Origin of the sequence: Pseudomonas sp. UBA4617, from assembly GCF_002386445.1 — a bacterium.
GTDB lineage: Bacteria > Pseudomonadota > Gammaproteobacteria > Pseudomonadales > Pseudomonadaceae > Aquipseudomonas.
In genome coordinates, this window is the sequence record NZ_DGIR01000041.1 from 98,798 (window position 1) to 120,163 (window position 21,366).

Below are 21,366 nucleotides of genomic sequence, written 5' to 3' on the forward strand. Positions count from 1 at the left end.
TTCAAGATTTATCTGGAACAATCCACCTGTTTTTTGCGAACATAGCCACTCCCAGCGTGACCATACGCGACCAACGGGTCGCATAACGGCGCTTTTAGTCTGATTTTGCCCCGCCTACTGCTTCATGTAGTATCCCGTGGCGCGGACTACAAAACGTCGTTTGGATGTCTGCCAAGGCGCCTGTGAAAATACGCACACTGTCTGCCAGCCGGTCTGGCAGGCCGCACCCAGCCGCGCTCGGACGTTACCCGGGCGCATGCACTGGTGCCGTGTTTAGAGAAGCGCTACAGGCTTAATACAGAAGAGCGAAATAGCTGAGCAGAGTGAGGCAAGCAATGACTGGATACGTTCAAGTCGGTGGCCTTCAGGTCGCCAAGGTCCTGTACGACTTCGTGAACAACGAAGCCATCCCCGGGACCGGCATCGTCGCCGAGCAGTTCTGGGCCGGTGCAGAAAAGATCATCAATGACCTCGCTCCAAAGAACAAAGCCCTGCTCGCCAAGCGCGACGAGCTGCAAGCCAAGATCGACGCCTGGCACCAGGCACGCAAAGGCCAGGCCCACGACGCCGCAGCCTACAAAGCATTCCTCCAGGAAATCGGCTATCTGCTGCCACAAGCAGACGATTTCCAGGCCACCACGCAGAACGTGGACGAAGAAATTGCCCACATGGCCGGCCCGCAGCTGGTCGTCCCGGTGATGAACGCCCGCTTCGCCCTGAACGCTGCCAATGCCCGCTGGGGCTCGCTGTATGACGCGCTGTATGGTACTGATGCCATCAGCGATGAGGGGGGTGCCGAGAAAGGCCAGGGCTACAACAAGGTACGGGGCGACAAGGTCATCGCCTTCGCCCGCGCCTTCCTTGATGAAGCCGCACCACTGGCAGCCGGCTCGCATGTCGACTCCACCGCCTACCGCATCGAAGCTGGCAAGCTGATCGTCGCCCTCAAAGGCGGCAGCAATAGCGGCCTGCGCGACGACGCCCAGCTGATCGGCTTTCACGGCGATGCCAGCGCACCGACTGCCGTGCTGCTCAAGCACAACGGTCTGCACTTCGAAATCCAGATCGATGCCAGCACCCCGGTCGGTAGCACCGACGCCGCCGGCGTGAAGGACATCCTGATGGAATCGGCACTCACCACCATCATGGACTGCGAAGACTCGGTCGCCGCTGTCGATGCCGACGACAAGGTGGTCGTCTACCGCAACTGGCTGGGCCTGATGAAAGGCGACCTGGCGGAAAACGTGAGCAAGGCTGGCAAGACCTTCACCCGCACCATGAACCCGGATCGCGAATACGCCGCGCCCAACGGCGGCAGCGTGACCCTGCACGGCCGTTCGCTGCTGTTCGTGCGCAACGTTGGCCACCTGATGACCAACCCGGCGATCCTCGACGCCCAGGGCAACGAAATCCCCGAGGGCATCCAGGATGGCCTGTTCACCAACCTGATCGCCCTGCACAACCTCAATGGCAACACCAGCCGCAAGAACACCCGCACCGGCAGCGTGTACATCGTCAAGCCGAAGATGCACGGGCCGGAAGAAGTTGCCTTCGCCGCCGAGATCTTCAGCCGCGTCGAAGACCTGCTGGGCATGAAGCACAACACCGTCAAGGTTGGCATCATGGACGAGGAGCGCCGCACCACGGTCAACCTCAAGGCCTGCATCAAGGCAGCCGCCGAGCGCGTGGTGTTCATCAACACCGGCTTCCTCGACCGCACCGGCGATGAGATCCACACCTCGATGGAAGCCGGCGCCGTGGTGCGCAAGGGCGCCATGAAGAACGAGAAGTGGATCGGCGCCTACGAGAACAACAACGTCGACGTTGGCCTGGCCACCGGCCTGCAAGGCCGAGCGCAGATTGGCAAAGGCATGTGGGCCATGCCTGACCTGATGGCGGCCATGCTCGAGCAGAAGATCGCCCACCCGCTGGCCGGCGCCAACACCGCCTGGGTGCCTTCGCCGACCGCCGCCACCTTACATGCGCTGCACTATCACAAGGTCGATGTGCAGGCACGCCAGCGCGAACTGGCCACGCGTACCCCCGCCTCGGTGGACGATATCCTGGCCATCCCGCTGGCGCCCGACACCAACTGGTCGGCCGAAGAGATCCGCAACGAACTGGACAACAATGCCCAGGGCATCCTCGGCTACGTGGTGCGCTGGATCGACCAGGGCGTCGGCTGCTCGAAGGTACCGGACATCAACAACGTCGGCCTGATGGAAGACCGCGCCACTCTGCGCATCTCGGCCCAGCTGCTGGCCAACTGGCTGCGCCACGGGGTGGTCAGCCAGGAGCAGGTGGTGGAGAGCCTCAAGCGCATGGCCGTGGTGGTCGACCGGCAGAACGCAGGCGACGCCTTGTACCGGCCGATGGCCCCGAACTTCGACGACAACATCGCATTCCAGGCAGCTGTGGAGTTGGTGCTGGAAGGTGGCAAGCAGCCGAACGGTTACACCGAGCCGGTACTGCACCGCCGTCGCCGCGAGTTCAAGGCACGTAACGGGCTGTAAGTAGCATCTGTACACGGGGCCGCTTTGCGGCCCCAAACCGCTTCAGCTGATCTGCAGCTCTTTCCTCACCAGCTCCAGCAACCTCTCCAGGTCCACCGGCTTCAACAGGAAATCCACCACCCCCAGGTGCATCACGTCCACCGCCTCTTTGACATCGGTGTCGCCGGACACCACGATAATCGACAACGCTGCCCGCTCCGACTCGCGAATCTGCCGGATCAGCTCCAGGCCATCCTCGGGTTGCATGCGCAAATCGGTGATCATCAGGCCTATGCGCGGCTGATAATACAGATAGAGCCTGGCTTCCTCGGCGCCGTCCGCCCCCACGCAGTCGATACCCCGGCTTTTCAGGTAATAGATCAGCGCATCGCGGTTGGCCGCGTTGTCATCCACCACCAGCACCAGTGGCTTGGCCGCCGCCGGCGCATTGGCCAGGGCCAACGCCTCGCGCTCGGCGTCGCTCAGGATGTCGTGTGGCTCAGGCATGGTCATCTCGTCAAAAAAACTCCGCTTCAGCTTTAGGACCACAGAACTTGCGTAACTCGTCCCGCCTTTCGTCGGGTCTTTGACGGGCCGCTCATAGACTTACGTCCAATGGGCACCACCCCGCTGCAAGCCGACCATGGAGGCAGAGAACAACATGGTCGGTACCTATATAGATATATATAGATCGGCATAGCGATACGGTCAGTTTCATGAGCAAAAAGGACGCCTATAGCCAGGCGGGCAGGACAGCAGTGCTGCAGAACATCCAGGGTACCCTGCAGTTCCTGCAGCGCTTTCCGCCGTTCAACCAGATGGAGCACAGCCACCTGGCCTACCTGGTCGAGCAGTGCCAGCTGCGCTTCTATGCCTGCGGCGAAAGCATTGTCAAACCTGCCGACGGGCCGGTGGAGCACTTCTACATCGTCAAGCAGGGCCGCGTGGTCGGCGAGCGCCAGCACCTGGTCAAACCCGGTGTCGAGACCACGTTCGAGATCACCAGCGGCGAATGCTTCCCGCTGGCTGCCCTGCTCGGCGAGCGGGCGACCCGTACCGAGCACCTGGCCGGTGAAGACACCTTCTGCCTGCAGTTGAACAAGGCAGCGTTCATCCGTGTGTTCTCGATGTCCGAGGTGTTTCGCGATTTTGCCCTGCGCGGCGTAAGCAGCCTGCTCGACCAGGTGAACCAGCAGGTTCGTCAGCGCGCCGTGGAAACCCTCGGCACCCAGTATTCCCTCAACACCCCCTTGGGTGAGCTGGCCATGCGCCACCCGGTGGTGTGCAGCGCCGATACCCCGCTGCGCGAGGCCGTGCGGATGATGCACGAGCAGCAGGTAGGCAGCATCGTGGTGGTGGATGCCCACCGCTACCCCACCGGGATTTTCACCCTGCGCGACCTGCGCCAGGTGGTGGCCGCAGCCGATGCCGAGCTGGGCGCGCCGATCGAGCGACACATGACCGCCCGGCCGTTCTACCTCAGCCCCCAGGCCAGCGCCTTCGACGCGGCCATGGCCATGACCGAGCGGCACATTGCCCACGTATGCCTGGTGGAAAACCGCCGCCTGTGCGGGGTGGTTTCAGAACGCGATCTGTTCTCCCTGCAACGGGTCGACCTGGTGCACCTGGCGCGCACCATCCGCCATGCCCCAAGGCTGGAGACCCTGGTCTCGCTGCGCGGCGAAATCAGCCAGCTGGTCGAGCGCATGCTGGCCCATGGCGCATCGTCCACGCAGATAACACAGATCATCACCCTGCTCAATGACCACACCGTGTGCCGCGTGATCGAGCTGGCACTGGCCGAGCGCGGCGACCCCGGCGTGCCGTTCAGCTGGCTGTGCTTTGGCAGTGAAGGGCGCCGCGAGCAAACCCTGCACACCGACCAGGACAACGGCATCCTCTTCGAGGCAGCCGACAGCGCCGATGCCAACGCCATCCGCAGCCGCCTGCTGCCACTGGCGCAATACATCAATCAGTGCCTGGCCCAATGCGGCTTTACCTTGTGCAAGGGCAACGTCATGGCCGGCAACCCGGAATTGTGCCTGTCGCGCAGTGAATGGGCGCGGCGCTTTGCCGGCTTTGTCCGCGAAGCCAGCCCGGAAAACCTGCTGGGCTCGAGCATCTACTTCGACCTGCGTGTGGTGTGGGGCGATGACCAGGGTTGCGAGCAACTGCGCCAGGGCGTGCTCGAACAAGTGGCCGACAACCGTCTGTTCCAGCGCTTGATGGCTGACAACGCCCTGCGCCAGCGCCCGCCGGTTGGCCGCCTGCGCGAGTTCGTGCTGACCCGCCAGGGCAACGACAAGGCTGCCACCCTCGACCTCAAGGTCCAGGGCCTGACGCCCTTCGTCGATGGCGCCCGGCTGCTGGCCCTGGCCAATGGCATCGGCGCCTGCAATACCCTGGAACGCCTGCGCCAGCTGGTGGCCAAGGGCGTAATCGAGGCGCAGGACGGCGCGGCGTATGAGGAGGCCTACCACTTCATCCAGCAAACCCGCATGCAGCAGCACCAGCGCCAGACGCGCGACAACCTGCCGTACTCCAACCGGCTCGATCCGGACAGCCTCAACCACCTTGACCGGCGCATCCTGCGCGAATCCCTGCGCCAGGCTCAACGCCTGCAAAGCAGCCTCGCCCTGCGGTACCAGTTATGAGCCTGTTCACCTGGTTGCGCCCCAGCGCGCCCGAGCTGGACGTTGCCACGCGCCAGCGCCTGGCCCGGCTGGCCAAGCCCGCTCCCCTGGGTGTGTGTACCCTGCGCGAACAGCGTTGGGTAGTGCTGGACCTGGAGACCAGCGGCCTGAACCTCAACCGTGACCAGGTGCTATCGATCGGCGCCGTGGCCATCGAAGACGGCGCCATCGACTTTGCCCAGCAGTTCGAACGCACCCTGCACCGGCCAACGCACAAGACCAACGCCAGCGTGCTGCTCCACGGCCTGGGCCCAAGTGCCCTGGCGGCCGGTTGCGACCCGGCCGAAGCCTTGCTCGACTTGCTCGAGTTCATTGGTAACAGCCCTGTGCTGGCGTTCCATGCCCCCTTCGACCAGCGCATGCTGGCCCGCGCGTTGAAGGAAAGCCTGGGCTATCGCCTGCTGTCGCCGTTCCTCGACATTGCCGAACTGGCCCCGATGCTCAACCCCGACACGGTACTGCGCGAGGCTGGTCTCGATGACTGGGTGGCGCGGTTCGGCCTGCAGGTGGAAGAACGCCACCATGCCAGTGCCGACGCCCTGGTGACCGCCGAGTTGGCGCTGATCCTGTTCAGCCAGGCCCGGCGCCAGCAGCTGGACAGCCCGTTGCAACTGGAGCAGCGACTGCGCGGGTGGCGGCGGCGCAAAGTCCAGAGTCACGGCCTGTAATCGCTTTTGCAGTTCTGGCCTTTCCATGATGGCCATCCGATAAGCGCCCATTGCGCCCTGCCCCTGCCTCTGTAACAATCGCGAATAATTATCGTTAGTTAATGCATTCGTTCCGGGGGCGCTGCTTGTCTTCTGCACAGAGTCCAAATGTCGATCTGGTCGGTGCGCTGTACCGCGACCATCGCAGCTGGCTGCTCGCCTGGCTGCAACGCAGCATGGCCTGCCGCCAACGTGCCGAAGACCTCAGCCAGGACACCTTCGTACGCCTGCTCGGCCGCGCGCAACTGGACACCCCCCGCGAACCCCGGGCATTCCTCGCTGCAGTGGCCAAGGGCCTGTTGTTCGACCACTTCCGCCGCGCCGCGCTGGAACAGGCCTACCTGGCCGAGCTGGCCCTGATGCCGGAAGCCGAGCAACCTTCTCCGGAAGTGCAGCACCTGGTTCTCGAGGACCTCAAGGCCATCGACCGCCTGCTGGGCAAGCTGTCGAGCAAGGCGCGCGCGGCGTTCCTGTACAACCGTCTGGACGGCATGGGCCATGGCGAAATTGCCGAGCGCCTGGGCGTTTCGGTGTCACGGGTGCGCCAGTACATCGCCCAGGGCCTGCGCCAGTGCTACACGGCCCTGTACGGGGAGCCAACGTGAGCAATGCCCCGGTTTCATCCCGCGTGCTGGAAGCCGCGATTGCCTGGAAACTCAGCCTCGACAGTGGCAGTGGCACGCCCGATGACCGCAGCGAATTCATGCGCTGGCATGCTGCCAGCGAGGAGCATGCCCGCGCCTGGCGCCAACTGGGCGCGATGGACCAGCGCGTCGGCGCGGCAGCCGGCCCGGCACGCCAGGCCCTGGTGCAGTCGCGCGTCGGCCTGCGCCGGCGTATCGGCAAGGTTGGCAGTGGGCTGGCCGGCATGTTCCTGCTCGGCTCGCTGCTGGCTTGGGTCGGCGCACCGTCGCTCGCGCCGAGCTACTGGCTGGCCGACCAACGCACCGCCACCGGAGAGCTGCGTACCCTGCGCCTGGAAGACGGCACCTTGCTGAGCCTGAACAGCCATACCGCCGTGGATATCGACTACGCAGGGGAACAGCGGAGCATCGTCCTGCACCAGGGGGAAATCTCGGTACAGACCGGCCATCAGGACCCGCGCCCGTTGCTGGTCAGCACCGACGATGGGCGCCTGCGTCCATTGGGCACGCGCTTCCTGGTGCGCCGTGAAGCCAAGGGTACACGCCTGGAAGTGCTGCAAGCCTCGGTCGCCGCCATGCCGCTGAACAGCGGTGATGAACAGGTGCTGCGCGAAGGCCAGCAAGTGCTGATGAACGCCAACGGCCTTGGCCGGGTCAGCGCGGTAGACGCCGGTGCCGACGCCTGGACTCGCGGCATGCTGGTGGTGGACAACGTGCGTCTGGCTGACCTGCTGGCCGCATTGGGGCAGTACCGCAGCGGTTACCTCGGCGTGGATGCCAAAGTCGCCGACCTGCGGGTGACCGGCAGCTTCCCGCTGACCGACACCGACCTGGCCTTGGCGTCGTTGGTGCCGGTATTGCCGGTGAAGATCCAACGGCTTACCCAGTGGTGGGTGACCGTGGTGCCCAAGTAGCGAGCAGGCCCGTGTTGGAGCGGTTCATCCGCGAACGACGACGAAGCCGGTCCATGCACCGGGTTGGATAGTTCGCAGGTAAACCCGCCCCCACAGGGTCGGCAAGCGCCAAGTTGAAATAATTCTCGATATTTTTCAGATTCGCCCTGTCACTTTTCCAATCTCGCTCGGCAAGGAAGCAGTAAGCACTTACCCGTCGAGGAGCCGCTGCATGTCCCGTGCTGTTGAACGTATCCTGCGCCCAAGCCTGATCGCCCTGGCCATCGCGGTAGCCGCGCCAGTGGTCAGCCCTGCCCTGTACGCCGCCGAGCCAACCGCCGCGCGCGCCTACGACCTGCCCAGCGCCCCGCTGGCTTCCACCCTCAACCAGATCGCCAGCCAGACCGGCATCGCCCTGGCCATCGACCCGGCTCTGGTCAGCGGCCGCAGTTCGGCCCCGGTAAGCGGCCAGTACGACGGCCTGGGCGCGCTCCAGGCCGCCTTGCTCGGCACCGGGCTACAGCTGCAACAGAGCAGCGTTGGCAGCTACAGTCTGGTGCCAGTCCCGCAAGGCAGCCTGGCCTTGCCGGCAACCACCGTGGAGGGGGCCAGCATCAGCGAAAGCGCGTGGGGTCCGGTCGAAGGCTACGTGGCCAAGCGCACAGCCGTCGGTACCAAGACCGATACCGCCCTGGTCGAGGTGCCGCGTTCGGTCTCCGTCGCCACCCGCGAGCAAATGAAAGACCGCGGCGTACACAGCCTCGACGATGCCGTGCGCTACATGCCGGGTATCGTGTCGGCCAGCTTTGGCAGTGACACGCGGTATGACTGGATGCGCGTGCGGGGCTTCGAGCCGACCCAGTTTCTCGATGGCCTGCCGTTGCCACGTGGGGTATACGCCAACCCAAAAGCCGAGACCTGGAACCTCGACCGCCTCGCCCTGCTGCGCGGGCCGGCTTCGTCGATCTATGGCCAGACTCCGCCCGGTGGCCTACTGGACATGGTCAGCCGCCGCCCGCAAGCGGAAAGCGCGCATGAAGTCGAGCTGCAATACGGCAGCGACAACCATCGCCAGATCAACTTCGCCAGCACCGGCAAGATCGACGACGAAGGCCGCTTTCTGTATGGCGTCAGCGGGGTCATCCGCGACGGTGGTACGCAGATCGACCATATCGACGACAAGCGCTACAACATCGCCCCGAGCCTGACCTGGAACATCGACGAAGACACCTCGCTCACCTTGCTCACCCAGTTCACCCGCGACGATACCGGCGCCACCAGCCAGTTCCGGCCAATCCAGGGCACCAAGATCGACATGCCGTTCGGCAAGATCTCCCACCACAAGAACCTCGGTGACCCTGACTACGAATTCTACGACCGCACCTACTACGCGCTGGGCTACGCCTTCGAGCACCGCATCAACGACGTGTGGCAGTTCCGTCAGAATCTGCGCTACACCAAGTCGGATCTGGCCTTCCAGACGATCACGCCCGGTAGTTACAACAAGGACAATCCTCCGGTGAAAGACGACGGCACGGTCAGCCGCATGTCCACCAACACCGACGAGGACATCAGCCAGTTCGCGGTGGATAACAACTTCCAGGCCGACTTTGCCACCGGTGACATTACCCACACCTTGCTGATCGGCCTGGACCACCAGCGCATCAATACCAACTACCTGTCGATATTCGGCTTCAACGTGCCGGACAGCAACGTCAACAAACCGGTTTACGGGCTGCCGATCACCCGTCCGGACCGCTCCACCGCGTTCTACGACTACAACCAGAAAACCCGCCAGACCGGCGTGTATGTCCAGGACCAGATGGCCCTCGACAATTGGCGCCTGACCCTCGGTGGGCGTGAAGACTGGGTGCATACCGGCACCAGATTCTTCAACCAGAGCGATGCCACCAATACCCAGCGCGACAAGAAGTTCAGCGGCAACGCAGCCATCAGCTACGTGTTCGATTCAGGCTTCGTACCCTACCTGTCGTATGCCGAGTCGTTCCAGCCGTCCAGCAATGCCAGTGTGTCGGCAACCGACTCGTTCAAGCCCACCGAAGGCAAGCAGTGGGAACTGGGCGTGAAATACCAGCCTCCGGGCTCCAACACCCTGCTGTCGGCGGCCGTGTATGACCTGACCCAGAAAAACGTCTCGGTGACCGACAGCGTCGGTGGCGTGACCATCACCAGCCAGACCGGCGAAGTGAAAGTGCGTGGCCTGGAACTCGAAGCAGTTTCCGATGTGACCGAGAACCTGAAGCTGATTGCCGCCTACACCCTGGCCAAGTCGGAAGTGCAGGACGGCGATTTCAAAGGCAACCGCCTGCAACTGATGCCCAACCAGCAGGCGTCGGTGTGGGGCGACTACACCTGGCATGCGGGCGTACTCGATGGCTTCGGCATTGGCCTGGGTGCGCGGTATACCGGCAATTCCTATGGCGACCAGGCCAATACCTACCTGGGCAAGGCCAACGCCTACACGGTTTTCGATGCTTCCGTGCATTACGACCTGGGCCGCCTGAACAACAGCCTGAAGGGCGCTTCAGTGGCGGTCAATGCCACCAACCTGCTGGACAAAGACTACCTCTCCACCTGTGACTCGTACTACTGCTACTACGGTGACGAGCGTAGCGTCGTGGCCAGTGCCACTTATAAGTTCTGAGTGCACTGGGGCCGCCTTGCGGCCCCAGGCACCAACAGGCAAGCAATCGGTACCGTGATGAAAAGCCCAACCATCCGCCGCTGGTCGGTGATCCACACCTGGAGCAGCCTGATCTGCACACTGTTCCTGCTGTTGCTGGCGCTCACCGGCCTGCCACTGATCTTCCACCACGAACTCGAACAGTTGCTCGGCGACGCGCCCGAACTGCGCGAAATGCCGGCCGACACCCCGCATCTGGACCTTCAGCAACTGCTGGCCAGCGCCGAACAGCATCGCCCAGGCGAGGTGGTGCAGTACTTCGGCTACGACGAAGACGAACCCAACGGCGTGATAGCCATCACGGCTGCCACCGCCGGCACCGAACCCAACGCCTCGCATACCTTCATGCTCGACGCCCGCACCGGCGAGCCGGTGCCCATGCCCGCCGCCAATGGCGGCTTCATGATGGTGATGCTGCGCCTGCACGTCGACATGTTCGCCGGGTTGCCCGGCAAGCTGCTGCTGGCCTCGATGGGCGTACTGTTCATGGTCGCGATCATTTCCGGCATCGTGCTCTACGCGCCATTCATGCGTCGCCTCCAGTTCGGTACGGTACGCCATGACAGGTCCCGCCACTTGCGTTGGCTCGACCTGCATAACCTGATCGGCATCGTGACCTTGGCCTGGGCACTGACGGTAGGGGTCACCGGAGTCATCAGCGCGCTGTCCGACCTGGTCATTGCGGCCTGGCGCAACGACAGCCTGGCGGCCATGGTTGCCCCTTATCGTGACGCCCCACCCCTCACCGAGCGCGCCTCGATCAGCCAGCTGCCAAGCATCGCCAGGCAATCCACCCTTGGCATGCGTCCCGACTTTATTGCCTTCCCCGGTACCCGTTTCTCCAGCGAGCATCACTATGCGGTGTTCATGAAGGGCACCACGCACCTGACCTCGCACCTGCTGACACCGGTGCTGATCGATGCGCGCACCCTGCAAGTGACCGCCGTTGGCGCTCGTCCCTGGTACATGGATGCAATGGGGTTGTCGCAGCCGCTGCACTTTGGTGATTACGGCGGCAGGCCCATGCAGATCCTCTGGGCCGTGCTCGACGTGCTGACGATCGTGGTGCTCGGCAGTGGCGTCTATCTATGGTGGGGCAAGCAACGGCGTGCCAGGGCGGTAAAGGCATGAGCCATCGTTCGCAATCTTCTGCCAAGGTCTTTGCCTGGCCGGCAGCCATTGCCCTGCTCGGTGCACTGGGTTTGTTCGCGGCCCTGCTCGGTGACGGCGCCTGGGACATGCTTGCCTGGTTCGGCCTTGGCATCCCGGCATGGCTAGGCCTGCGCAGCCTGCTGTGGCGGTGAGGTAGCCAGCTACCGCCCGGCCACCGCATCGGCCCGCAAAATGCCTGCTCCCATTCGCCAGGAGCTCAGCATGCTACCCCTGCAACGTATCGACTTCCTGAACCTGCAAGTGCTGGAGCTGCTTGCAAAGATGCCGGCCCCTGGCCTGCCACAGCCATCACGCCAGCAGCTGCATGGCGAAATTGCCGAGTTCTGGGCCGCTGTCGATCGCCAGGGCCGTTCGCGACGCGTTCGGCTTGCCGACATTCGTCGTGCAATGATGCATGCCGAAATTGCCCTGCGCCTGGCCGACCAGACGCTGAGCACAGACCTGGCTACCGTCATCACCACTTTTCTCGACCTGCCCTGCGCCTGGCAGCGCAGCGCCCAGCCACGGGCACAGCGCGCCCAGGCCTACCGCCCCACCCTCTCGCGCAGCAGCCCGGCATGGCGAGCGAGCCTCCCCGGCATGTTCGTGATCGTTACCGGTCAGGAAGAAGGTAACGACCTTGAGCCCGGCCAGGCGACAGGCCCGGTAATACTCTGCGGACTGTCCCAAGGCATTGAAACCTATTCATCACTGGGTGACTTGCACCACGAACTGTGCGAACGCCTCGACGACCCGCTGCAGCGCTCCCCGCTGCTGCAGTTGCTGGTAGACGAAGGACGCATCGAAACCGCCGGGCAAGCCGACCGCCTGAGTTACAAGTGGTACGCCGATGACCCCCTGCTGGATCAGGTCGATAGCCTGCTCGATGCGCAGCGCCTGCGGCTCAACCTCGTCTGGTCGAGGCTGCCGCCAAATGCAACTGTGGCCGTCGACGATTTGCGCAAAGCCATGACGCTTGCGGAGGAATCCGGTAGCAAGGCCCTGCTCGATACCCGCTACGCCATGCTCCTTGAGAAAAACCTTCCCGACTGGCTACGCTCGGCAAGTCCGCAGGCGCTCACTCACATCATGCAAAGCATGCAGGAGCTTGTTGCCGCCGGCCAAAGCGTTGCGGCCCCCGGCATTCTTACCCTCAGGCAGTTCAAACAGGCCAATACGTTGCAAGCCTGGGCCAGGGAACGCGTGCGATCCAGGCTACGCAACGATCTGGGGCTGACGATTGCACCTTCAAATATCATCGTCAACGTCGTTCACACGCGTCAGACCGGGCCTTGGATCAACCCGCTGAATCCCTCGATCTACGTCACCTGGCGAGGTTTCCAGAGGGTCAATGGCGAGCTGGTGGAAGCCGTACGCATGAGTTATCCGCTGGATGAACTGGCCGTACGCAACCTGGCATGGTTCGACTATGACTTCTGGCTGACCGCGCGGGTGACGGCCCGTGACGGTACAAGCCTTCCAGCAGCACTGAGCCCTGCATACATCAAGGCGCTGGTCAGAAGTCTGAATGTGGGGGATGGCTATGCGAGCTACCTGCGTACCCAACTGATCGACTCATCTGCGGGAAGGTGGCGACTGCACGCCCACGCCAAGGTCAATCGGGCCCGCATGCGCGCCGAAGCAGCCAAGGCGCGCTATGCAGGGCACTTGTCGCAGGCCTGGTCGGAACGGGACTACCGTTGGATAGAGCAAGTACTGGCACAGCCGCACAATGCCCTGCGCCCACCCGTGGATGGGCACACCGTGGTGGTCCGCCAGCTCCTGGTCCATCAACATACGGTGCAGGGAGTGCTGCTGCTTGCCAGTAACTCGCCCAGCGTCAGCTCGTTCGTGCTCTATACGCCCGACGCACCCGACAGGCGTGCCTGGCGGTCATTTTCAGGGCCACGTGCGTTGCTGAAGCTGCTTCGCGACAAACCACCACTGCGCACCTATATCGCACAACGTCTCATGCTTCTGCCACCCTCCTGGGTCGAGGATCTTCTGCGCAACGGTGGGCTGGGCAAGCAGTTGCAAACCCCCGCCATCAACGACGACCTGTTCTACAGTTGCTACATGGCTGAAGTTCGCAGCCTGCTGGCAGCGGCTGACAGTGACAGCCGCAGTACAGCCGAGGTCGATGCCGAGCAAGCGCTGTCGTTAAGCTGGACCCTGCTGGACCTGATCAGCATCGTTCTACCGGTGAAACTCATGATCCCGCTTTCACTTGGGCGCATGGCCCTGGAAATCTGGAACGGCGTCGAAGCGTATCGCCGCGAGGACCTCAACGGAGTACTGACTCATGCCTACAATGCCCTAAGCCATATCAACGATGCCGGCACCAGCCTGGCCAGTACCGGGCTGATGCGCCGCCTGATGCGCGGCATGCCCAAGCAACCACCATTGCCGCTACCACTGCGTTTCAGCATCAACCCGGAAACCAGCTCCCTGCGTTATCGAATCGACGGCGTGCATGGCGAGCAAGTGTATGAGAAGGCATCAGCCTTTGAAGGATTGTCCGAGTACTTCATTCAGGACCGCCACGGTCGCTACTACAAGGTTTCCTTCGATGGCAGCCGCTGGCGGGCGATCGACCCGGACGTGCCCGACGCCTACCTCACGCAGCCCATCAAGCGCCTGGCCAACGGTGACTGGGTGATCGACTCGCCATTGCTGTGGTACGACGGCCTACCGAACCTGGAACGTCTGTTTGATGATTGCCGCCTGAAGGTGCACCTGCACGGCACGTTGGCAGGCGAACCTGAAGGTCTGTTCCAGGCACACGATCAGCTGTACCTGCAGACCCGCAGCGGGCAACTGCCATTACGTCGGCACCTGTTGCCCGACCGCTACCATTTACAGATACCCGAGGCCGCCCAGGCCAAGGTCGTGCCCTGGGCGACCTTGCGCTGGCTGCACGGCCAGTGGCGAATCCGCGTGCGCCAGGCAGGGCGCAGCAGTGAGTGGCTGCCGTTGCCGGATGCCTACTCGGCAAGCCTTGGCAGCAGCCGGTCGAGCCGCTGATACAGGCCACTTCCGCTCGGCCAGTTGCGCAGGAGCCGCGCCCGGTCACGGGCGTAAGCCGGGGCGAAGCTGAGCTGAGTGGCATGTTGGCACATCGCATCGAGGTCGATCAGCGACCAGCGGCCTTTGTCCCAGAACAGGTTGTGGCCCTTGAAGTCGCCGTGGCTGATACGCTCGCGAATCAGTTGCTGCATCACATGCACCAGCGCATCCACCTGCTCTTCGGGGGCATTGCCATCCTCCACATAGGGCGCGAAGCACTCGGTCAGGTCCGGGCCATCGACATACTCGGTGACCAGATAGGCACGGCTGCGCAAGCCCATCACGCGTTGCTCCAGCACCGCCAGCGGACGTGGGGTGGCTATATCGAGAAACTCAAGGCGATGTCCTTCGATCCACGAATGCCAGGCCCGGCTCGGGCGCCAGAACCGCTTGATCCAGTGTGCGGTGTTCTTGATGTTGTAGCGTTTGAGCACCAGCGTACGGTCGCCTACCTCGATGCGCGCGACACTTGCCGCACCTCCAGTCTTGTACAGGTGGCCCCGGTCGATCCACTGGTCAGCCTGCGCCAGCACCGGCAGCATGGCTTCGACTTCGGCGCGCCGGATCGCGCGCAGGCCTGACAGGCTGCGCTGGACGCTGAACAGGCTGCATTCGCGACCGGCCTTTGCCAGGTAGTCCTTCTGGCGCCAGTTGCGCACCTTGTCCACTTGCTTCTGCAAGGCTTCCAGCGGCAGCGCATGTTCGGCGTTGGCCAGCAAGTAATGCACCAGCAGCTCCTCGATGAACGGCTCCAGGCGCTTGGGCAACTGGGCGAAGAACACGCCGAGGTTTTCCAGGACCCGCGGGCGCGACAGCTGCTGGCCTGGCGTTTCGGCCTTGATGCCGGCGCCGTCGATCAGGTACAGCTTGCCGCCGTGGCGTAACAGGTTGTCCAGGTGCAGGTCCTCCTGCCACAGGCCCTTGGCATGCATGTGTGCCACAGCGGTGAGCGCCTCGCCCAGCACCAGGTGCTGCTCATCGGCCAGTACCGGCAAGTCTTCCACTGCCGCCCAGGCATCGGCCAGGCTCTCGGCAGCGTCGAGAAACTCGAACAGCAGCCAACCGCCCTCGCCTTCCTTGAGCCCATCGGCCAGCAGTTTCGGCGTGGTCAGGCCCTGCTCGGCCAGCAGCTTCACGCCCTGCAGTTCTCGCTGGAAATGCCGGGCGGCGCTGCCACCGACCATGAGCTTGGCCAACACCGGCGTGCCGCGCCAAACCCCGGCGCCCACGTAGCGCTGGCCTGGCAGCACGCGCAACAGGCTGAGCAATTGCAGCTCAGCGCTGCCGGCCGCGTCGGCCAGGGTGATGCTCAGGGGCAGCGATGGGTTGCGCCCGGCCTCTTTCAGTTCAGACAAACGCATCAGCGGGCCTCTTTTTCACGACGGCGTTGCGTCAGGCGTTGCAGCCAGGTATCGACCAGCGTGCCACCGGCTGGCTGCGCCAGGTAAGTGGCCAGCAACGTACGTACATCGTGCTCGTTCCAGGACCGGGCACGGCGCAATAGCGGCTCCAGGTCCTTGAGGCGGTCACGCATGCCGAACAGCAGGGGACGGGTCTTTTCCAGGTCGATCAGTTGTGCGTCCCAGCCATCCCGGCGCTGGCGCAGGAAGATGTGCTTGGGGTAGAAGCAGCCATGCACCTGCCCGGCACTGTGCAAGGTGCGCGCCAGCTGGCCGCAGGCCTGCAGGACGCCATTGCGTTCGGCATGCTCCAGTTGTGCCCAGCGGGCCAGCAGGCTGTCGAGGTCGACCCATTCGTCCAGGGCGCGCGTCATCAGGATGGCCCGGTGTTGGCCGCCTTGCTTGCGCTCGCCATAGAACACCGCCTGCAAGGCAGGAATGTGCAGCTTCTGGTAGCGGCTGATATTGCGGAATTCACGGGCGAAGGTTGGCTCGCCGAATGGCCGGTGCAAGGTCCGGGTCAGGTAGTCGCACTGGCGCTTGAGGTAATAGCCCTTGCCTTCGAGTTCCAGGCGAAACACGCTGCTCCAGCCGCCACGACCGGTGTTCGGTTCATCCACGGCATCCAGTTGTAGCGCCCACAATGCCTCGAAGTCGTCCAGGCCGTGGCGCTTGAGCAGCGCGTGGTCCGCGCTGGCCAGGTAATCGGTCATTCCCTTCCCTCGAAAAAGCCCACCACCTGGCGAATGCGCTTCTTGTCGCGCACATTCAACCGGTCGCGGCCACGGTATTGCAGGTAGAACCGCAGGCGTTGGGTCGCCGACAGGTGGTACTTGGCCACTTTGTCCAGGCATGCCAGGTCCTTGATCATCCGGTGCCGCCACATGAAACCGCGCCAGAAGTCGCCGGTGGGGCAGTCAATGAAGAATAGCGTGCCTTGGTCATCGACCAGCAGGTTGCGCCATTTCAGGTCGTTATGAGCGAAATGGTGCTTGTGCATGACCCGGGTATGGCGCGCGAGCTGGGTGCTGACATGCCCGACCCAGGCGCGGTCGCCCAGGCGTGCATCGTTGCGCTCGGCCAGCGCCGACAGGTCTTCGGTACGTGGCAGCTCACGGGTAATCATCGCCCCCCGCGCGAAGGCCAGGCCATTGCGCTCCAGGCCCCAGGCCACCACCTCGGCGGTGGGAATGCCCCACTTGGCGAACAGCTTCAGGTTTTGCCATTCAGCCTTGATCCGCGGCCGCCCCAGGTAACGGCGCATGTGCTTGCCGGCCCCGGTGTAGCGCTTGACGTAGTAATTGACCCCGTCACGCGTGATGCGCACCACTTCGCTAAGCGGATCACGGGTCAGGCGTTCGCCTTGCAGAGCAAATACCGCCTCGAGGCTGCCGAAGTCCGCCGCCAGGTGTTCATAGCCCGGCGCCAGTGTCCAACCCGACATCAGAGTGCATCCCCATAGCGTTGCTTGCGGTCATAGAGTTTCTGCGCCTTGCGCTCCAGCCACGCGAGCAGCGCTGCCTCGTCCTTGAGCACCTGCCGCAGCGGGCGCTGGAAATACCCACGCAGGAAGCGCAGCTTGTCGCGCTGGGTGAGGCCGATGTCCAGCGCCGAGAAGTACAGCGCGGCCAGGTCCTTGTCGCGCCAGCGGCGGCTGATTTTCGCCCTGGTCTGCGCGCGGTGCAGGTCGATAACCGACAGTCTGAAGTCATCCGCCGTCACCGGACGGTCGGTATGCAGCAGGAAGTGGCAGATGTAGCAGTCGCGGTGGTTGACCCCGGCACGGTGCATGCCGCCGGTCATCCTGGCCACCTCGGCGATCAGCGCGCGCTTCAGGCGCGGCTCGGGGGGTTGCCGGACCCAGTCGATGCTGAAGTCTTCCAGGCTGATGGTCGGCGCCAGTTCTTCGGTGATGATGAACGAATGTTGCGCGGCCGGGTTGCTACCACGCTCGCCATAGGCAACCGCCGTCATGGTCGGCACGCCAACCTCGTGCAAGCGCTGGATGGCCTGCCATTCCTGGCCAGCACCCAGTACCGGCAGCTTGGCAGTAAACAGGTTCTTGAAGATCTCGCCCCAGCCGATGCCGCGGTGAATCTTGACGAAGAAACCCTCTCCGGCGACCTCGGTGCGCAGCGTACGGCGCCCTTCCAGCTCGCGGTAGACCTCGCCTTGCAGCGCTTCCACGGCATCGAAGGCATCCCGCCCGGCCCACAGGTGCTTGAACGGTTCGGCCAGTATCAGCTTCATGCGGACTCCTGCCCCAGGATCACGTCGGCAGCGTGCTGCGGCATGCTGTACAGATCGGCGGTTTCAGCAAACACCAGGCCGTTGCGCGACCAGCTGGCACGAGCCTGCTGGTCTTCGAGCATGCGCTGCAGACAGGTATTGAGCTGCTCTTGTTCGAACGGCTCGTCCAGCACCAGGCCAGAGTCTGCCTCGGCGATGTAGTGGGCGTAGCCGCACACCTTGGAAACCAGCACCGGCAGGCCGGCCACCAGCGCTTCGAGCAGTACCGTGCCGGTGTTCTCGTTGTACGCCGGGTGGATCAGCAGGTCGGCGCCCAGCAGGAAACGCGGGATGTCGCTGCGCCCCTTGAGAAACTGCACCTGCTCGCCCAGGCCCAGGGTAGCGCTTTGCAACTGGAACACCTTCGGGTCGTCCTGGCCGATCACCATCAGCCTGGTCCGCTTGCGCAGGGCCGATGGCAGTGCGGCCAAGGCCTTGAGGCTGCGGTCCACGCCCTTGGTCTTGAAGCCAGAGCCGATCTGCACCAGCAACAGGTCGTCATCGCCGAGGTTGAACTCCTTGCGGAACTCGGCGCGGATCTCGGCAGCGTTGGCCGGCGCGCGGCGGTCCTGGGAAATGCCTGGCGGCAGCAGATGGAAACGTTCCACCGGGGTGCCGTAGTGCTTGATGAACAGCGGTTGCTGCACTTCGGAAATCATCAGCACTTCGGTATGCGCGTCCTTGGCGAACACCGCACGTTCGTACTCGGCGAAATGCCGGTAGCGACCCCAGCGGCGGTACAGGCCGCCACGCAGGGTCTGCGCCTTGTCCTCGAAGCAGCCGTCGGCGGCGTAGTACACGTCCAGCCCCGGCATCTTGTTGAAGCCGACCAGGCGATCGACCGGGCGCTTGGCCAGGTCGGCAGCCATCCAGGCGCTGAGCTTCTCGTTGCGACGGTGGTTGAAGATCGCCTTCACCGGCGCCACCAGCACTTCGAAGCCTGGCGGAATGTCACCCTCCCAGATCAGGGTGTAGACACGGATCTGGTGGCCCCGCTTCTGGCACTCCAGGGCAATGCGCATGAAATCGCGCTGCAGCCCGCCGAAGGGGAAATATTTGTACAGCACGAAAGCCAGTTGCATCAACGGACATCCTCAGCCAGCAGCAGCGCGCTCAAGCGGCTCGCCACATGCTCGGGATTCAGGCGAGTGAAGCACAGCGGCCACTCGCGTTTCAGATCGTACCGGCGCAGGTCGTCGGCGCTCGGTTTGTAAGTGCACTTCTTCTGCAGGCAGGGAGCGCATGGCCAGTCACTGGCCTGGTGAATCTGGGTCCGTCCGTAGGCGCCGGTCAGCCCCGGGTTGGTCGGGCCAAACAGCGAAATGGTGGGCACATCGAGGGCCGCCGCCAGGTGGCCCAGGCCGGTATCGACGGCCACGCAGGCCTTGGCCGCCGCGAGTACGCGGGCAACACCGGCCAGGTTCAATCTGGGGAGCACCTGGCAATTGTTCAAGCCCTGGGCAATGCGCTCGGCCCGCGCCTTCTCGGCCGGGTTGCCCCACGGCAGGCGCACTTCCAGCCTGCGCCGGCCCATGCGCTCGGCCAAATCGCGCCAGTAGGCTTCGGGCCAGTGCTTGGTCGCCCAGGTGGTGCCATGCAGGAACACCACGTAAGGAGCGGCGGGCGGCAGCTGCAGGCGGTCAAGGTCAAGGCCGTAGTTGCCGATGCCTTCCGGCAGGTCGTAGGCCAGGGCCATGGCGAACAGCTGGCGTACCCGTTCTACTGCATGCTGGCCGACGGCAACCGACAGGCGCCGATCATAGAAGCGGCTGGCCCAGCCTTCGCGGGCCGAGTAGCGATCCAGCCCAGCCACCGGCGCTTTTACGTAGCGGGTCAGCCAGGCCGACTTGACCAGGCCCTGGGCGTCGATCACCAGATCGTACTGGCGCTCGCGCATTCGTTGCTTGAACGCTTTCCACTCGCCGCTCTTGATGGTTTGCCACAGGTTCTTGCGCCAGCGACGGATGGCCACCGGGATGACCTGGTCGACCGCCGGGTGCCAGCTGGGGATTTCGGCGAAGCCTTCTTCCACCACCCAGTCGAAGCGGATACCGGGAATGGCGTGGGCGGCATCGGTAAGCGCCGGCAGGGTGTGGATCACATCACCCAGCGACGAGGTCTTGATGATCAGTACCCGCACTTAGTCGACCTCGGCCACGGTATCGATCAGCTCCGGCCCGCTCAGGCGGTGCAGGGCGGTAACGACGTTGCCCGGCTCCAGCAGGCGCAGGCAGTTGTAATGGCCGAAGCGGCAGGTACGGTCGAAGCACGGGCTGCACTCGATGCCGGTGCGCACCACCTCCACGTGCTCGGCCAGCGGCGGGGTGAAGCCCGGCGATGTCGAGCCGTACACTGCCACCAGCGGCCGGTTCAGGGCTGCGGCCACGTGCATCAGGCCAGAGTCGTTGGACACCACGGCGTCGGCGCAGGACATCAGGTCGATGGCCTCGGCCAGCGACGTTTCCCCGGCCAGGTTGGACGACTCTTCACGCAGGCCCGGGATCAGCCGGTCGCGGATCTGCTCACCGACCGGGTGATCGTTCTTCGAGCCGAACAGCCATACCTGCCAGCCTTGACGGATCATTGCATCGGCCACGCTGGCATAGTGCTCGGCCGGCCAGCGCTTGGCCTCGCCGAACTCGGCGCCGGGGCACAGCGCCAGCACCGGGCGGTCCAGCTCCAGGCCGAACTTGGCCAGGGCGGCATCGCGGCTCTGTGCTTCGATCTGCAGGCTGGGGCGCGGATACGGTTGCGGCAACTCGGCACCGGGCGCGTAGGCCAGGGCCATGAAACGCTCGATCATCAGCGGATAGCGGGCCTTGTCCAGCTTGCGCACGTCGTTCAGCAGGCCGAAGCGCATCTCGCCGCGCCAGCCGGTGCGTTTCGGGATACCGGCAAAGAACGGCACCAGCGCCGACTTCAACGAGTTGGGCAGCAGGATGGCCTGGTCATACTGGCCGGCCAGGGACTTGCCGATGCGTCGTCGCGTGGCCAGTTCCAGCGCGCCGTGGCCGAGCGGGAAGCTCAAGGCCTGACGGACCTCGGGCATGCGTTCGAGGATCGGCCGGCTCCACTCGGGGGCGAGCACATCGATCACGCAGTCGGGATGCTGCTGTTTCAGGCACTGGAACAGGGTCTGCGCCATCACCATGTCGCCGACCCAGCTGGGGCCAATGATCAGTATTCTCATGCTTGGTCCAGAAACACTCGGGGAGGCGACAGGCTGCAGTACAGCCTGGCCTCCCCTCTTTATATTCAGGCTATGTGGCCGACAGTGTACCACTCAGGCATATCCGTCGCTGATCACAGACCCTGTGGGAGCGGTT

The 21,366-nt window shown here is 63.9% G+C and carries 17 protein-coding genes; 9 read left to right on the plus strand and 8 right to left on the minus strand.

Features of this window, described 5'->3' with window-relative positions; all coding sequences use genetic code 11:
- Positions 1-335: 335 nt before the first annotated feature.
- The gene (locus tag B4L76_RS19300; RefSeq protein ID WP_296234719.1) at positions 336-2,513 is read left to right on the plus strand and encodes a malate synthase G; all 2,178 of its coding nucleotides are present in this window, start codon (positions 336-338) and stop codon (positions 2,511-2,513) included.
- A 42-nt stretch (positions 2,514-2,555) separates the two neighbouring features.
- Here the strand turns inward: B4L76_RS19300 and B4L76_RS19305 are convergent, their stop codons facing one another.
- Positions 2,556-2,999 (minus strand): response regulator, encoded by a 444-nt coding sequence (locus B4L76_RS19305; RefSeq protein WP_296234723.1) that lies wholly within the window; start codon positions 2,997-2,999, stop codon positions 2,556-2,558.
- Positions 3,000-3,208: 209 nt separating this feature from the next.
- Between B4L76_RS19305 and B4L76_RS19310 the strand changes: the two genes are divergently transcribed.
- From B4L76_RS19310 to B4L76_RS19345, 8 genes are all read left to right on the plus strand, one after another.
- On the plus strand, positions 3,209-5,146 hold the full coding sequence (locus B4L76_RS19310; protein ID WP_296234725.1) for a putative nucleotidyltransferase substrate binding domain-containing protein: 1,938 nt from the start codon (positions 3,209-3,211) through the stop codon (positions 5,144-5,146).
- Positions 5,143-5,853: a 3'-5' exonuclease gene (locus B4L76_RS19315; RefSeq protein ID WP_296234726.1), complete on the plus strand. Its 711-nt coding sequence runs from the start codon at positions 5,143-5,145 to the stop codon at positions 5,851-5,853. The genes B4L76_RS19310 and B4L76_RS19315 overlap by 4 nt, the downstream gene beginning before the upstream one ends.
- A 101-nt stretch (positions 5,854-5,954) precedes the next feature.
- The gene (locus B4L76_RS19320) at positions 5,955-6,497 is read left to right on the plus strand and encodes an RNA polymerase sigma factor (protein WP_296234727.1); all 543 of its coding nucleotides are present in this window, start codon (positions 5,955-5,957) and stop codon (positions 6,495-6,497) included.
- Complete coding sequence (locus tag B4L76_RS19325; RefSeq protein ID WP_296234728.1) at positions 6,494-7,450, plus strand: FecR domain-containing protein; 957 nt, start codon at positions 6,494-6,496, stop codon at positions 7,448-7,450. Before B4L76_RS19320 ends, B4L76_RS19325 begins: the two co-directional genes overlap by 4 nt.
- Positions 7,451-7,661: 211 nt before the next feature.
- Complete coding sequence (locus B4L76_RS19330) at positions 7,662-10,094, plus strand: TonB-dependent siderophore receptor (protein WP_296234729.1); 2,433 nt, start codon at positions 7,662-7,664, stop codon at positions 10,092-10,094.
- 57 nt (positions 10,095-10,151) lie between these two features.
- On the plus strand, positions 10,152-11,264 hold the full coding sequence (locus tag B4L76_RS19335; RefSeq protein ID WP_296234732.1) for a PepSY-associated TM helix domain-containing protein: 1,113 nt from the start codon (positions 10,152-10,154) through the stop codon (positions 11,262-11,264).
- Entirely contained in the window at positions 11,261-11,437 is a 177-nt protein-coding gene (locus tag B4L76_RS19340) for a hypothetical protein (RefSeq protein WP_296234734.1), read from the plus strand. Before B4L76_RS19335 ends, B4L76_RS19340 begins: the two co-directional genes overlap by 4 nt.
- 70 nt (positions 11,438-11,507) lie before the next feature.
- Positions 11,508-14,309, plus strand: coding sequence for a dermonecrotic toxin domain-containing protein (locus B4L76_RS19345; RefSeq protein WP_296234737.1), 2,802 nt, complete (start codon positions 11,508-11,510; stop codon positions 14,307-14,309).
- Here the strand turns inward: B4L76_RS19345 and B4L76_RS19350 are convergent.
- The 7 genes from B4L76_RS19350 to waaF are packed head-to-tail and all read right to left on the minus strand — an operon-like array spanning position 14,270 to position 21,230.
- Complete coding sequence (locus B4L76_RS19350; RefSeq protein WP_296234738.1) at positions 14,270-15,712, minus strand: lipopolysaccharide kinase InaA family protein; 1,443 nt, start codon at positions 15,710-15,712, stop codon at positions 14,270-14,272. The two genes, B4L76_RS19345 and B4L76_RS19350, sit on opposite strands and share 40 nt — an antisense overlap.
- Positions 15,712-16,464 (minus strand): lipopolysaccharide kinase InaA family protein, encoded by a 753-nt coding sequence (locus B4L76_RS19355; RefSeq protein ID WP_296234740.1) that lies wholly within the window; start codon positions 16,462-16,464, stop codon positions 15,712-15,714. The genes B4L76_RS19350 and B4L76_RS19355 overlap by 1 nt, the downstream gene beginning before the upstream one ends.
- The gene (locus tag B4L76_RS19360; protein ID WP_296234741.1) at positions 16,461-17,195 is read right to left on the minus strand and encodes a lipopolysaccharide kinase InaA family protein; all 735 of its coding nucleotides are present in this window, start codon (positions 17,193-17,195) and stop codon (positions 16,461-16,463) included. The genes B4L76_RS19355 and B4L76_RS19360 overlap by 4 nt, the downstream gene beginning before the upstream one ends.
- Positions 17,195-18,001: a lipopolysaccharide core heptose(I) kinase RfaP gene (gene rfaP, locus B4L76_RS19365; protein ID WP_296234743.1), complete on the minus strand. Its 807-nt coding sequence runs from the start codon at positions 17,999-18,001 to the stop codon at positions 17,195-17,197. Before rfaP ends, B4L76_RS19360 begins: the two co-directional genes overlap by 1 nt.
- Entirely contained in the window at positions 17,998-19,122 is a 1,125-nt protein-coding gene (locus B4L76_RS19370; RefSeq protein ID WP_296234744.1) for a glycosyltransferase family 4 protein, read from the minus strand. The genes rfaP and B4L76_RS19370 overlap by 4 nt, the downstream gene beginning before the upstream one ends.
- A complete protein-coding gene (gene waaC / locus B4L76_RS19375; RefSeq protein ID WP_296234746.1) occupies positions 19,122-20,180 on the minus strand; it encodes a lipopolysaccharide heptosyltransferase I in 1,059 nt (352 codons plus the stop codon). The genes B4L76_RS19370 and waaC overlap by 1 nt, the downstream gene beginning before the upstream one ends.
- The gene (waaF, locus tag B4L76_RS19380; RefSeq protein ID WP_296234747.1) at positions 20,181-21,230 is read right to left on the minus strand and encodes a lipopolysaccharide heptosyltransferase II; all 1,050 of its coding nucleotides are present in this window, start codon (positions 21,228-21,230) and stop codon (positions 20,181-20,183) included. It abuts the gene before it with no gap.
- Positions 21,231-21,366 lie beyond the last annotated feature (136 nt).

Excerpts from the sequence above, each read along its gene's own strand:
- waaF (WP_296234747.1), bottom strand. The coding sequence starts at position 21,230 with ATGAGAATACTGATCATTGGCCCCAGCTGGGTCGGCGACATGGTGATG.
- rfaP (WP_296234743.1), bottom strand. The coding sequence starts at position 18,001 with ATGAAGCTGATACTGGCCGAACCGTTCAAGCACCTGTGGGCCGGGCGG.
- B4L76_RS19350 (WP_296234738.1), bottom strand. The coding sequence starts at position 15,712 with ATGCGTTTGTCTGAACTGAAAGAGGCCGGGCGCAACCCATCGCTGCCC.
- B4L76_RS19320 (WP_296234727.1), top strand. The coding sequence starts at position 5,955 with ATGCATTCGTTCCGGGGGCGCTGCTTGTCTTCTGCACAGAGTCCAAAT.
- B4L76_RS19355 (WP_296234740.1), bottom strand. The coding sequence starts at position 16,464 with ATGACCGATTACCTGGCCAGCGCGGACCACGCGCTGCTCAAGCGCCAC.
- B4L76_RS19345 (WP_296234737.1), top strand. The coding sequence starts at position 11,508 with ATGCTACCCCTGCAACGTATCGACTTCCTGAACCTGCAAGTGCTGGAG.
- B4L76_RS19305 (WP_296234723.1), bottom strand. The coding sequence starts at position 2,999 with ATGCCTGAGCCACACGACATCCTGAGCGACGCCGAGCGCGAGGCGTTG.
- B4L76_RS19340 (WP_296234734.1), top strand. The coding sequence starts at position 11,261 with ATGAGCCATCGTTCGCAATCTTCTGCCAAGGTCTTTGCCTGGCCGGCA.
- B4L76_RS19300 (WP_296234719.1), top strand. The coding sequence starts at position 336 with ATGACTGGATACGTTCAAGTCGGTGGCCTTCAGGTCGCCAAGGTCCTG.
- B4L76_RS19315 (WP_296234726.1), top strand. The coding sequence starts at position 5,143 with ATGAGCCTGTTCACCTGGTTGCGCCCCAGCGCGCCCGAGCTGGACGTT.
- B4L76_RS19335 (WP_296234732.1), top strand. The coding sequence starts at position 10,152 with ATGAAAAGCCCAACCATCCGCCGCTGGTCGGTGATCCACACCTGGAGC.
- B4L76_RS19310 (WP_296234725.1), top strand. The coding sequence starts at position 3,209 with ATGAGCAAAAAGGACGCCTATAGCCAGGCGGGCAGGACAGCAGTGCTG.
- B4L76_RS19370 (WP_296234744.1), bottom strand. The coding sequence starts at position 19,122 with ATGCAACTGGCTTTCGTGCTGTACAAATATTTCCCCTTCGGCGGGCTG.
- B4L76_RS19330 (WP_296234729.1), top strand. The coding sequence starts at position 7,662 with ATGTCCCGTGCTGTTGAACGTATCCTGCGCCCAAGCCTGATCGCCCTG.
- B4L76_RS19360 (WP_296234741.1), bottom strand. The coding sequence starts at position 17,195 with ATGTCGGGTTGGACACTGGCGCCGGGCTATGAACACCTGGCGGCGGAC.